This window comes from Halobacteriovorax sp. DPLXC-1 (assembly GCF_036903125.1).
In the GTDB taxonomy this organism is placed as follows: domain Bacteria; phylum Bdellovibrionota; class Bacteriovoracia; order Bacteriovoracales; family Bacteriovoracaceae; genus Halobacteriovorax_A; species Halobacteriovorax_A vibrionivorans.
In genome coordinates, this window is the sequence record NZ_JAYMCO010000001.1 from 1,039,002 (window position 1) to 1,051,805 (window position 12,804).

Genomic DNA, 12,804 nt, shown 5'->3' on the forward strand with positions numbered 1-12,804 from the left:
GGTATTATACGTTCAGCAATAGCAAATTCTTCGTTTTGAAGAATTCGCTTCATTTTCTGGGATATAATTTATCCATGGGTTCGTTAAACTTTAAAAGTAAACCAAAATTAAATTATTCTAAATTTAACCAAATTAATGGGAAGCATCCTTTACAGAAATCTTGTAAGGACGCTTTTATTACATATCAAGCAAGACGCAGACACGGCGGTAAGCTCGCTTTCTTTAATTTTGACCTTGCTAAGGAAATGGGCCTAATTCCAATGTCTCATCCTGAAGAGGTAACACCTGAGTTAGAAGAGAAGATTTTAGAGACATTTTCAATCGTTATTATTAATGAATACGATATTGAAAATGAGATAGAGTTCCCTGAAGAGGATATTTTGCCAAATAAATACATGGCAACACGCTACCTACAATTACAACATCCTAATAAACAGGGGAAAACATCAGGTGATGGAAGGTCTGTTTGGAATGGTGTTGTAAAAAATAAGGGAAAGGTTTGGGATATTTCAAGTCAAGGCACAGGAGCAACGAGCCTTTCTCCTGCTACTCATATACAAAACAAATTCTTTCAAACAGGGGATCCAACAATATCATATGGTTGTGGATATTCTGAGTTTGATGAAGGGCTTGCAACCTTAATGTTTTCAGAAGTTATGAATAAGAATAACTATGAAACAGAAAGATGCTTGGCCATTATTAAGTTTGAAGATAATATTTCAATAAATGTAAGGGCAAATCAAAACTTGATTCGACCTTCTCATATGTTTAATCACTTAAAACAAAGTAATTATGATGCCCTTAAGGATATTGTTAATTACTATATTGATCGCCAAGAAACAAATGGTACTTGGAAAAACGTCCCTAAAACAGAGAGTAGGCGATATAAATATTTTTTAAAAAAACAGACTGAAGTTTTTGCAAGACTAGCAGCAAACTTTGAGGATGATTATATATTCTGTTGGCTTGATTGGGACGGTGACAATATTCTAATGAATGGTGGAATTATTGACTATGGATCAATTAGACAATTTGGCCTATTTCATCACGAGTATCGCTTTGATGATGTTCAGAGGTTTTCAACAACAATAAAAGAACAAAAAGATAAAGCAAAGTATATCGTACAAACATTTATTCAAATTGTTGACTACTTAGATAATAAAGAAAAACGTCCAATAAGTGATTTCTATCAATCAACTTTTCTTCGTAACTTTGACAATTTATTTGACGAACAAAAAAAGATTAATCTCTTATCCAAAGTAGGTATTGCTCCTAAGTATCATGAGTTCTTAATAAAGAAGTATAATTACATAATAGAAAGCTTTTCAAAGGACTTTTCATACTTTGAAAGGACTAAATCAACATATGGACTATATGAAGTAAGTGATGGCGTTTGTTGGGATGCAATTTTTTGTATGCGTGATATTCTAAGGGAGTTACCTCAAATTATTTTAAGTCGCGGAGAGACTATTGGAAGACAAGAGTTTGTTGATATTGCCAAATCTACATATGCAACTCAAGAAGATCTTGCAATCAATTCATACAGGGGAGCTAAAATTGATAGCTTCCAAAAGAATTATATGTCTCTTATAAAAACAATTGCGAGAAAAGAGAATAAGGATGAAAAAGATATCCTTCTTGAAGTCCTAATGCGTTCTTCAATCATTAATAAGTTCGATCGAGTTACAGGTGATAGTATTGCCCGTATTGTAGAATCAATTGTACAAAAGCAAAAAAAGTTTGATCCTAATACGATGTTTTCAGCTATGGTTGATTTTAGGGAACATCAAACATTTGATCCTGATAATATTGTTCCAAAACAAGAGCGAAACTCTAATACCAAAAAAGAATTAAAACCTATCGTTACTGAATTCCTACAAATTGTAAGAGATTATAGAGAAGGCATCTAAGAAATGAAAATTGGTTTATATGGTGGAGGGGACTTCTGTGATAATGAGGAAATCGATGAGCATATTTTTGAAATGTGTGAAAGTGAAGAGCCAAGTATTACTTTTATCCCCGCCGGTTCATATGAGTCGGAACTAGATTTCGTCGACTTAATTAAAGCATATAAGAAAATCGGTTTTAAAAGGTTTATTCACTTTCCTGTTGACCACGAATTTGATTCAACACTAATGCAAGAAGCTCTTTCAAGTGATGTCATTCATCTTGGAGGAGGTAATACCTTTTACTTTATCAAGCATCTTAGACGAAGTGGTATTTTTAATCGTTTAATTGAATATGCAAATAATGGTGGTATCCTAACAGGTCTTTCTGCCGGTGCAATCATGACAACTCCAAATATAATGACGGCATCCTTTCCTCCGTGGGATCGTGATGATAATGAAGATAATGTACGAAACTTTAAGGCCATGAATTTAGTGGACTTCGAGTTCTTTCCTCACTATAGAAAATCTAAACGATATGATATTGAATTGAAGAGACACTCAATTTTATCTCGATTTCCTATATATGCTTGTCCAGATGGCAGCGGTCTTGTTGTAACAGATGAAGAAATATATGTTCACGGAGAATGTTACATCTTTGAAAATGGTCAAAAATATAAGTTATAGATTATTTACGATGACTCGGTCTAGTAAGTAGAAAGGTAATGATAGATAGCCCAATAAGTGAAATAATGACTTTTATTGTTGGGGCCACATCAACATATATAAGTGAATAACTAAAGAGTGCAATAATCATTGAGATTGCAATAATCTTACTCTTAATTGATACGACGCCATACTTATTCCAATCAGTAATAATCTCACCAAATATTTTATGATTAAGTAACCATTGGTAGTACTTTTCACTGCTTCGAGAAAAGCAGTAGGCACTAAGTAGCAAGAATGGTGTTGTTGGAATTAAAGGTAAAAAGACTCCAATTATAGCTAAGGCTACGAATGCAATTCCAAAACTTAAATAGATAATTCTCTTGCTTTGATTGATCATATCTTTTTATTAAAATGTTTTAATAGGTGAAGTAGGCTTCTTCTTGGCCTTGATACAGAACCTCACTGGTGCTGGATATCCTTCTACTGTTTTACTCTTATCATTATCATCTAAAAAATCTTCAAGTGATTGATGTGGCGGAGGACACCAAGGAGTCTTCCTTTGCTCTTCAAAATTAGTTGTAGACACTGATACGACTTCAATATCTATAAAGCCTGTTCGATTAATCCAATTCTTTAAACAAGTTAGGGTTGGTAGGAACCATACATTTCTCATTTTTGAATAACGATCTTCAGGAAAGAGGCAAGTCGAGTCTTCACCAGGTATACCAATTGTCTCCATAATCATTTCGCCACCAGGTACGAGGGCCTCTCTTATTGAGATTAATTGCTCAAGAGGATGACGGTGATGATAAAGAACACCCATGGAAAAGATCACATCGTAGAAAGATCGAAAGTTAGGAAGGTCTTCAATACCAAATAATTCAAATTTTAAATTATCATGCCCTTTAAAGTGATTAATAAAATCAAATTGGGCCTGGTTATGCATAACGGGATCGATTCCAATTACAAGTTTTGGATCTTGTTTGGCCATCTCAAACATATAGTAGCCATTGTTACAGCCAACATCGAGTACAACCTTGTCTTTTAAATCAGGAAGAGATTCCTTAAGACGCTCCCATTTCTTATCAGATCTCCATTCAGCATCAATATCTAATTCACCAATTTGAAATGGTCCTTTGCGCCAAGGAATTAGCTCTTTGGCCGTTTCAATTGTCTCAGTAGAGTTAAGCTTGAGTGAAGGAATTCGATCAAAAATTGCTTTGTATTCTTTTTGGTACTTTGTACGAAACTCATGAAGTTTTGCTTTCTTTAGCTCTCTTAAAGACTCTATATCAACACGATTACCAAATTTTTCTAAATATTCTAAATTGTCCATTTTCTCTACTTAATTCTACTTGATACAAAGATAACAAGAAAAGTTATACCATCTAAAAATCATCTCAGACTTCTCAAAGCCAGCATCATTTAACATCTTCATCTGTTGTTGTGGAGTTAAAGGCTTTAAAACATTTTCAAGGGCCTCTCGTTTTTGAGAAATCTCCATTTCACTATATCCATTTCTTCTTTTGAAGTCATAGTAGAGGTCAATGAGTAAATTATCGATCTGCTCATCTTGGCAAATAATTTTCTCTGCCAGAATGAAGCATCCATTCTCATTTAGTCCATTATAGATATTTTTTATGACCTCAAGTCTTTCTTCCATTGGAAGAAATTGAAGAGTGTAATTCATGATAACCATGCCTGCATCTTCAATCTTTGTCTCTGTAATAGATTCTTCTTTTAGTTCGACATTATTTTGAAGTCCGTGGGCATTAAGCTTTTGTGAAGCTTTCTCTAGCATTGGCTTAGATGTATCAACCCCGATAAACTCTGGAAGGGGACGATCATTTTGTCTAAAGTGGTCTGCCATTAAAAGCATTGTTGTTCCTGTTGAGCATCCTAGGTCAAAGACTTTTCCACTCTTATAGAAACGACGAGTCAGATCAATAATGATCTTATGAATTTCATGGTAATTTGGAATACTACGAGACACCATGTCATCAAATACTGATGCAACATTTTGGTTAAATTCAAAATCAGAGATCTTCTCAATTTTATTGGCAAAGACCTTATCTTCGCCATTGTTCATAAATTTGTTTGTCATGGGCCGAAATTAGAATAAGTTTCGGCCATTGTCCAATTTATCTATAAAATATACCTACTAATCCACTGTAATTTCATGTAGTTATTGTGCCGCGTGAAATTTTACTTTGAATAAGTAATTTTTATTGGTATGTAAACAAAATATATTAAAGACAGTAACAACGCAGGTATTATGACAAAAGAAATTAGTAAAGGTGAAGCCTTTAATGAAACGCTAAGAGTTTTGGCCCATGACTACTCTGGACATATGCATCTCATTAGATTTTGTATCGATGAGATTTTACAAAAGCAAGATCCAGAAAATCCATTCGTTAAAAGACTTAATCAAGGTCTTGAAAGATTTCAAACAGATCTCGATTTGCTTAAGCAATCGACTCCATATTTTTTAGAAGAAGAAGTTCAAATAAGTAAAATTGCTTCACGTGCATTTGGCCAAGGCCGAATTTATTTAAAGAAGCATTTTGCGGATTTAACTTGGTCTATTGTTGGTGATGGCAGTATTGAAGCAAAGAATGCTAACACTTTAAGTGAAGGACTGTTCGCTTTTGCCCACCTATTTTCTACATTAGCAAAAAAAGAGGGAAGAGATTCGATTCATATCACCTTAGAAATTAAAGACGGGTTAAGAAAATTAATATTTCTTAAGTCAGATTTAAACAAATACTTAAGACAGGACCTCGATTCCATCTTAAACTTAGGTGACGAAAACGAAAAAACATTGAGAAGATACATCGGTGTCGAAAACTTTGTGGCCAAGGGTTGGGAATACGATGTGCTCGATGGGGAAAACAATTTATCGGTGAGGTTAAAATTATGACAATGGCAACAGACAAGGAAATTTGGATTTTAGAGGATGATGAGGGATGTCGTTTTGTATATGAACAAACTTTAGTTCATCGCTACAACAACTTAAAGTTCTTTACTTCTATTGAAGATTTTCAAAAGGCTTTAAGTGAAACGGAAAAGAACCCAGCATTAATCATTGCTGATTTAATGTTAGATGATGGGAACTTTATGACTTACTTAAACCATTCTAAAGATCGACGTTTAATGGTAATACCATTTATCATCGTTTCTAGTATTGATGATATCGATGCTCTAAGATTCTGCTTTATGGAAGGCGCACTAGATTACTTAACAAAACCATTTAAAAAGAATGAACTAATCGTGAAGATTGAAAATGTCTTTAACGGTAGTCCACGTCGCATGGTTCAACCAATTGCACATAAATCGATGCTTCTTGATGGAAAAGAAGTTGAGCATTTAACAAGTAAGCAAAAACAACTACTGGGTCTATTTATTAATTCTCCACATCGCATCGTAAGCCGTGATGACATTTTAGATAATGTATGGGGAGATACAACGGTTCACCCTAAAACAGTTGATGTTCACTTATATAACTTAAGACGTAAACTACACGACTATGGTTATATTATCCGCTCTGAAGGTGGAGGAAAGTGGTCATTAATACCTGATACATATGAAAAATCTGCATCAAGTAATGACGACAGTCATAGTGCAAGTTCTTCAGGTGATGAGCAATCATCTGTATCATCTATGTAATACAGAAAATAAATAATAATAGTGAATTCTCCTATATTTAACTATAGGGGAATTCCTGTTTTTTTGAAGTTGTTGATTTAGTATTTAAGCTTACGAGACGCCAAGTGAAAGAGATTAGTAATAACTTATCAAAAGAGTTATTCCATTCAGATGTTTTCTACAGCCACATCGACTTTGATGGAACTTATATACATTTAAGTGAAGTCTATATGGGCTATGGAATTGTTGTTGGAGACTCAATTCTTGAGACAATCATTCCAGCAAAGCGAAAATTCTTCGAAAAACAAATAGCCGAAGCACGCAAAGGTGAAATCGTGCACTTTTTCACTGAAACGCGAAATCGATTAGAAGAAATTGATAAGTGGGAGATGTGGCTACAACCATCATATTCAGCAGATGGTAATTCGATAGAGTATATAGAGGTTTTTAGTCGTAACTTGAATGCAGGAACAGAAAACTTTATTTCATCACTATTCAAGAACTTCTATACTGCAACAGATGATGACCTTTATATCTTAAATGATGAATTATATATTTTAGATATAAATAAATCATCAAAGAATGGTGATATCGGTAAAAGCTTTTCTGAAATTATGGAAAGAGATGATGATTATCTCTTCTTTCTAAATACTTTTGAACAGGCCAAACGACTAAATGGAGTGGCCCTTAAAGTCACTCATCCAATACGAAAAAGTAATAGAAATCAAAAACGCTATTGTCGTATTAGTGTAACGTATATGATTATTCAGGGTGTTGGGCGCTATATGCTACAGATTCGAGATGTTCATCAAGAACACTCAAATCGATTAGCACTCAAGATTCAAGAAAAGCAATTTGAAGAGTTTGAAAGATGGCGCTCTCTTGGACAGATGTCTGCTGGGATTGCCCATGAAATAAATAATCCACTTTGTATTATTAGAATTCAAGCTGAACAATTATTAGATCGCCTTGGTAGTCAAAGAAATGATATCGATCCTTCTCATTTAAAAAAGCTAGATAGTATTATTAAGCAAGTTGATCGAATCGAAAATATCGCAAATAGTTTGAAGATTTATTCTCGTTCATCAAATTCTATTTCTAAACAGACTCATTATCTTGATGACCTAATTAACGATACACTTGGCCTCTTTCAAGCTCAAACTGGTCGCGAAATCTATATTGACTATAAAAATAATTATAAAGAACTTGAAATTGAATGTAAGAAGAATGAGTTTTACCAAGTTATTTTAAACTTATTGATGAACTCTTATCAGGCAGTTCAAAAGTTCAACTCTTTAGAAAATTGTTGGATAAAAATTTGGATAGAAAAAACAATTTTAAATCAATATGTCATTTATATTCAAGATGGTGGTAATGGAATAAAGAATGAAGTTGTAAAAGATATCTTTACTCCATTTTTTACTACTAAAGATGTCGGAAGTGGAACAGGGCTTGGCCTGAGTATTTCAAAGAAGCTTGCTTTGGAAAATGGAATGATTTTAGATTTTGAAAAAGACTTTAATTATACAACATTTTCAATAACACTAGGCTTAGATATAACTAAGCCTAGTGAGTAATTTCTTATTTTAAAACTTCTTGAAGTTGTCCAGATTGAAACATTTCTGTAATGATGTCATTACCACCAACTAATTCACCCTTGTAGTATAATTGTGGGTATGTTGGCCAATTTGAATAGGCCTTTAATCCTTCTCTAATATCCATATCTTCTAGAATATTAAAAGTCTTATAAGGCTTACCAACTGAGTTTAGCATTGCAATAGTATTTGCAGAGAAACCACACATTGGCATGTCAGGAGTACCCTTCATAAAAAGAAATAGATCTGCAGAATTAATTAATGATTTAATTTGCTCATTAAGCTCTGAGTTCTTATCTACATTTGAAACGGCCTCACCTTGATTAATTGGTGTCGATTCTTTTCCTAAGATATTAAATGGGTTATCGCTCATACAAGATTCCTTTTTTTATAATTTTCTCTATCTTACCTAATAATAGTGGCTTTGAAAATGGCCAATGGTAAGTAGCTAATATTAAAGACGTTCGTTGAGCCAGAGTCTCAATTGCATGATTTCATCGATGTCGATATCATGCTCCATTTCATATTGATAAAACTCTGAACTTGCACCAAGCTTGTTGATATGATCAATTCCGGCCTTCGTTTGATTGATATCTATGACTGGATCATTAGTACCATGAGCACAGAAAATATCAGTTTCTCTTAGGCATTTGCTGAGGTCGTGGGGAAGTCTTTCGGGATAAATCCTTGGGGACATAAGAACTATTCCTCCTAATTTGTGCTCAAGCTGGTAAGCGGTTTCAAGGCTTACGCAACCTCCCTGTGAAAAACCAGCAAGGAAGATGTCTTCATAATCAAGTTGTTCATTTTGTTTAACCAAGTCATGGATTAGGCTTTTTATAATAGAGACACTATTTTCGATTCCAGGGATTGGATCCTTGGGTGGAATGTCATACCAACTGTAGCCAAAATAGTATTTCTTAGGAGCATTCAATAGAAGATAGCTTAGCCCAGTCACATTCACTTCTTTAGCAAATATTTTATAAGACTCAAGTGAGTCGCCAAGGCCATGCATGAGGATCATGACTTTTTGTGCACTGGTTGGAGCAATATCGCTTGAAGGTATATAGAAAGAGTCAAGTATTGGGGTGTGTTTTAGTGTTTTCATAGGGAAAAAATAGGAGATTGTTCGTTTTTATTCAAGTTTATTCTAATTTTTTTTTATGAACGGTCGATAGAATAGTATCTACTGAATCCACGGAACACAGGAGGAAAATGTGTCAACAACTGATATTCTAAAAGTTGAAAAAAGAGATGTAGGAGCTTCAACAGCTCAAATGAGAAAAGAAGGATATATTCCAGGCGTAATCTTTGGAAAAGATTTTGATGGTGCTAACTTTAAAGTACCTAAAGTTGACCTAGCGAAATTTCTTCATAATTCAGGGAAAGTTTTTGAAGTAGAATTTGCAGGGAAGAAACACCTTGTAACTCTTAGTCACGTACAAAGAGGGCATCTAGGAACAGATTTTGTTCATTGCTCATTCCATAAAGTATCTGCAAAAGATAAAGTTTCACTTTCTCTTCCAATTCACTTCATTGGTGAAGCTGCTGGTATCAAGCAGGGTGGTCTTGTTAACATTAACTTCCACGAAGTTGAGGTTGAAGGTCTTCCAAAAGATATGCCAGAGTACCTTGAGTTTGATCTATCAGGACTTGAGCTTGATGAAAACTGGACTCTTGAGCACTTCACACTACCAAAAGGTCTTACTTGGGTACACGATGTAACAGATACAGTTGTTACTTGTTCAATGCCAAGAGTTGAAGTTGAGCCAGAAGTTGAAGAAACTGAAATGGTTGTTGAAACTCACGCTGATGCAGAAGCAGCAGCTGAAGAAGCTCCTGAAAAAGAAGAAGCAGCTTCATAAAATAACTTAATCATCTTATGTTATTATATAGGGAGACCGTTAGGTCTCCCTTTTTTGTATCGGAGAGCTTAGTTATGAGGAGTTTAGAAACCTGGTTATCACTATATGGCCAATCCCATCAAAATCGTACTAACCAACGAATTCATGAGGTCTGTGTACCTTTGATCACTTGGTCATTACTGGGATTGTTGTGGGCCATTCCTACTCCTGAAAGTTTCGGTGCTTTTAACTGGTCCTGGCTCTTTGTCATATTGGCAAGTTTCTTTTATTTAACTTTAAAAAGCTTTAAAGCAATTAGTGTTGCCTTAGGTCTTGTCCTTCCGTTTATGTTCTTAAATCATTTCTACTTGGAGAGTTTCTTAGGAAGCTACTTCTTAATAACTTGGGTTTTAATTTTTGTTGTGGCATGGATAGGGCAATTTATCGGTCATAAGATTGAAGGAAAGAAGCCTTCATTCTTTGAAGATCTTCAATTCCTTCTTATTGGACCTATTTGGGTATTTCTTGGTGATAAATCTTAGGTCTATTTCCAAAAGTCTTCGTGATAGTTGAAGCTTGTTAGCTCCTTTACCTTTTGTAGATAAATATGGATCTGCGGAGGAAATTGATATTCTGGAAAGATATACATTCCCCATATATGCGAAGCCAGTAGAATATCTAGAATGGTAAATTTATCACTTTCATAAAATGGTAATAACTTACTTGGAAGTTGTCCGAGGTTTAATTCTAAACCTTTTAGAAAGAGCTGCTTGTTTTGAGCAAGTGTATTAAAAGGTCCACGCTTAGCTGATTTCTTATTTATAAAGTACTCGCGAGCTTCTGGAGTGAACTCTTTTGACCACGCCCAATATGGCATGCAGAGGTTGTGAACATCTTTTCCAAGCGCATCGAGATATTGCTCAAGTTGCTCATAACTTTCAGTATCCAATTTGTCTAAATGAAGATCTTTTTCACTTTTTTGCGCTAAAGCCTTAATTATGTCTAAGGATTCGTTCATTATTTCGCCATCAATTTCCATTATTGGTAGCATTTTTTTATTTGTAAGCTTAAGAGGTGTCTCTTCATCATTGTAGTCTAAAACTACCGACTCATAGTCTAGATCGAAGAATCCGAGTGCCATACGTACTCTTACACAGAATGGACAATGGATGTAATGATATAATTTCATATTTATTCCTTTCGGGTATTTGCGTCATGCCGTATCAGTAAATAATAGTACAATATTGTTAAGAATTATTTAAGGAAAAATCCATGTCATTAGCAATGCTATATAAAGAGAGAAAGTTTTGGCCCTTGTTCTGGACGATGTTCCTGGGGGCCGCAAACGATAATGTATTTAAACAGGCACTTGTTCTTATCATAACTTATAAGAGTGTTTCACTTTTTGGGCATAGTGCAGAAGAACTTGTGGCATTCGCTGGTGGGGCCTTCATTCTTCCGTATGTCATCTTCTCTGCAACATCAGGGCAGATCTCAGATCACTATGATAAAGCAAAAGTTATCAAAGTAACTAAGTTTACAGAGTTGGCTTTTATGATCATTGGGGCAATTGGCTTTATTACAGAAAGTTATGCTCTTCTCATGCTAACGCTCTTTCTTATGGGTGCGCAGTCTTCATTCTTTTCACCTGTTAAGTTTTCATCTCTAAGGGCAATTTTTAAAGATGAAGAGTTAACGACAGGAACAGCTCTTATTGGTGGAGGAACGTTTGTCGCTATTCTAATTGGGACAATTATTGGAGGTATTGCAGCTGGTGCACCTGACTCTACATATGTAGCAGCTATTTCAATCTTAGTATTTGCTGTCTTTGGTATCTTTACAGCCCGTTTTCAAAATAAAATTAACGAAATAAATGATGATGTAAAGATCGATTATACATTTGTGAAACCAACTTTCAGACTAATACTTGATTCCATGAAGGATAAGAACTCTTTTCGTGCAATTATGGGAATTTCATGGTTTTGGTTCTTAGGTTCATTCGTTCTATCAGTAATGCCAGCTATCATTAAAAATGTTTTCTTTGGTAGTGAGATGGTTGCTTCAATCTTTATGGCAACTTTTACAATAGGAATGGGGCTCGGTTCTTGGATCTGTTCAAAGCTTTCAGGTAAGAGAATTGAAGTAGGAATGGTTCCACTTGCCGGTCTAGGTATGTCACTAGCTGTATTTGACCTTTATTATATTTCAACACAGTGGCCAATGTCTGTAACTGGAGCGCTAATGCCTCCTGCAGAGTTCTTTACTCAGCCATTAGCTATAAGAGCAATTATTGATTTACTTCTTATTACAATCTTTGGTGGGAACTTCTATATTTCACAACTCACATTCATGCAACATAGTGCTCCGATGCATCGACTTGCACGTACTATCGCAGGTAATAATATTTGGAATGCAATATTCATGGTTTTGGCTTCTGTATTGCTTATGCTTTTATATAGGCTCGAAGTAACACCTCTTGATTGTCTTCTAATTCTGGGAGGCTTAAATTTAATTTATGCGGCCATTACATATTACTTCTTTCATGAAGAGATGTGGCGCTTCTTCTTTCATATGCTAACAAATGTTTTATACGACATCGAAGTTGAAGGTGAAGAAAATATCCCTAAAGATGGTAAAGTCGTCATTGCTGCAAACCATACATCATTCGTGGATTGGGGAGTGGTTATGAGTCTTTCTCCAAGGCCTATACGTTGGGTAATTGATCACAGATATTATTTCATACCGGGACTAAAGCAATTCTTTATGCAAGGTCATCTTATTCCAATTGCAACACGTAAAGAAAACCCTGAACTATTAGATAAGGCGTATTCTAAGCTCGATAAGACTCTTCAAGAAGAGCGTTGTGTTGGCTTCTTTCCTGAGGGATGGATTACTCGCGATGGTAAACCTCGTCGTTATCAGCCAGGTATTAAGAAAGTTGTTGAACAAACTAATGCTACGGTTGTTCCAATTGTTATAAAAGGTCTATGGGGAAGCTTTTATTCTTTTTCTGGTAAAGGTGTTTTTAAAGGAATCAGATGGAATTTACTTAAACGCCGAAAGGTGAGAGTAATTGTTCTTTCGCCAATTGGCCCTGATGAGTTCTGCTATAAAGACTTAGAAGATAAAATGGTAAGTGAATATGTAAAGCCTCTGTCATCATAA

At 34.9% G+C, this 12,804-nt stretch carries 14 protein-coding genes; 8 read left to right on the plus strand and 6 right to left on the minus strand.

What is annotated here, in order from left to right:
- The first annotated feature begins 74 nt into the window (after positions 1-74).
- Positions 75-1,910: a hypothetical protein gene (locus VCM44_RS05080; protein WP_334678183.1), complete on the plus strand. Its 1,836-nt coding sequence runs from the start codon at positions 75-77 to the stop codon at positions 1,908-1,910.
- Between the two features lie 3 nt (positions 1,911-1,913).
- Positions 1,914-2,573, plus strand: coding sequence for a Type 1 glutamine amidotransferase-like domain-containing protein (locus tag VCM44_RS05085; protein WP_114705280.1), 660 nt, complete (start codon positions 1,914-1,916; stop codon positions 2,571-2,573).
- A gap of 1 nt (position 2,574) precedes the next feature.
- Here VCM44_RS05085 and VCM44_RS05090 read toward each other — a convergent pair whose 3' ends face one another.
- The 3 genes from VCM44_RS05090 to cmoA are packed head-to-tail and all read right to left on the minus strand — an operon-like array spanning position 2,575 to position 4,659.
- Positions 2,575-2,952 carry a YbaN family protein gene (locus tag VCM44_RS05090; RefSeq protein ID WP_114705279.1) on the minus strand — a complete coding sequence of 126 codons (378 nt, stop codon included), beginning with the start codon at positions 2,950-2,952 and terminating at the stop codon, positions 2,575-2,577.
- A 9-nt stretch (positions 2,953-2,961) separates the two neighbouring features.
- Positions 2,962-3,891: a tRNA 5-methoxyuridine(34)/uridine 5-oxyacetic acid(34) synthase CmoB gene (cmoB, locus tag VCM44_RS05095; RefSeq protein ID WP_114705278.1), complete on the minus strand. Its 930-nt coding sequence runs from the start codon at positions 3,889-3,891 to the stop codon at positions 2,962-2,964.
- A gap of 15 nt (positions 3,892-3,906) precedes the next feature.
- Positions 3,907-4,659, minus strand: coding sequence for a carboxy-S-adenosyl-L-methionine synthase CmoA (gene cmoA, locus VCM44_RS05100; protein ID WP_114705277.1), 753 nt, complete (start codon positions 4,657-4,659; stop codon positions 3,907-3,909).
- A 171-nt stretch (positions 4,660-4,830) separates the two neighbouring features.
- On the opposite strand from cmoA, the gene VCM44_RS05105 reads away from it, so the two are divergent.
- From VCM44_RS05105 to VCM44_RS05115, 3 genes are all read left to right on the plus strand, one after another.
- Positions 4,831-5,475, plus strand: a complete 645-nt coding sequence (locus VCM44_RS05105) for a hypothetical protein (RefSeq protein ID WP_114705276.1) — start codon at positions 4,831-4,833, stop codon at positions 5,473-5,475.
- 2 nt (positions 5,476-5,477) lie between these two features.
- Positions 5,478-6,221, plus strand: coding sequence for a response regulator transcription factor (locus tag VCM44_RS05110; RefSeq protein WP_158536721.1), 744 nt, complete (start codon positions 5,478-5,480; stop codon positions 6,219-6,221).
- A gap of 104 nt (positions 6,222-6,325) precedes the next feature.
- On the plus strand, positions 6,326-7,777 hold the full coding sequence (locus VCM44_RS05115) for a sensor histidine kinase (RefSeq protein ID WP_114705274.1): 1,452 nt from the start codon (positions 6,326-6,328) through the stop codon (positions 7,775-7,777).
- A 4-nt stretch (positions 7,778-7,781) separates the two neighbouring features.
- Here VCM44_RS05115 and grxD read toward each other — a convergent pair whose 3' ends face one another.
- Both grxD and VCM44_RS05125 read right to left on the minus strand, forming a co-directional pair.
- Complete coding sequence (gene grxD, locus VCM44_RS05120) at positions 7,782-8,168, minus strand: Grx4 family monothiol glutaredoxin (protein WP_114705273.1); 387 nt, start codon at positions 8,166-8,168, stop codon at positions 7,782-7,784.
- Positions 8,169-8,249: 81 nt separating this feature from the next.
- A complete protein-coding gene (locus VCM44_RS05125) occupies positions 8,250-8,903 on the minus strand; it encodes an alpha/beta hydrolase (RefSeq protein WP_334678184.1) in 654 nt (217 codons plus the stop codon).
- Between the two features lie 109 nt (positions 8,904-9,012).
- Between VCM44_RS05125 and VCM44_RS05130 the strand changes: the two genes are divergently transcribed.
- Positions 9,013-9,660 (plus strand): 50S ribosomal protein L25, encoded by a 648-nt coding sequence (locus VCM44_RS05130; RefSeq protein WP_114705271.1) that lies wholly within the window; start codon positions 9,013-9,015, stop codon positions 9,658-9,660.
- Positions 9,661-9,734: 74 nt separating this feature from the next.
- Positions 9,735-10,181 (plus strand): Mpo1 family 2-hydroxy fatty acid dioxygenase, encoded by a 447-nt coding sequence (locus tag VCM44_RS05135; RefSeq protein ID WP_114705270.1) that lies wholly within the window; start codon positions 9,735-9,737, stop codon positions 10,179-10,181.
- A 2-nt stretch (positions 10,182-10,183) separates the two neighbouring features.
- Here VCM44_RS05135 and grxB read toward each other — a convergent pair whose 3' ends face one another.
- Positions 10,184-10,828 carry a glutaredoxin 2 gene (grxB, locus tag VCM44_RS05140; protein WP_334678185.1) on the minus strand — a complete coding sequence of 215 codons (645 nt, stop codon included), beginning with the start codon at positions 10,826-10,828 and terminating at the stop codon, positions 10,184-10,186.
- 83 nt (positions 10,829-10,911) lie between these two features.
- Between grxB and VCM44_RS05145 the strand changes: the two genes are divergently transcribed.
- Positions 10,912-12,804, plus strand: coding sequence for an MFS transporter (locus VCM44_RS05145; RefSeq protein WP_334678186.1), 1,893 nt, complete (start codon positions 10,912-10,914; stop codon positions 12,802-12,804).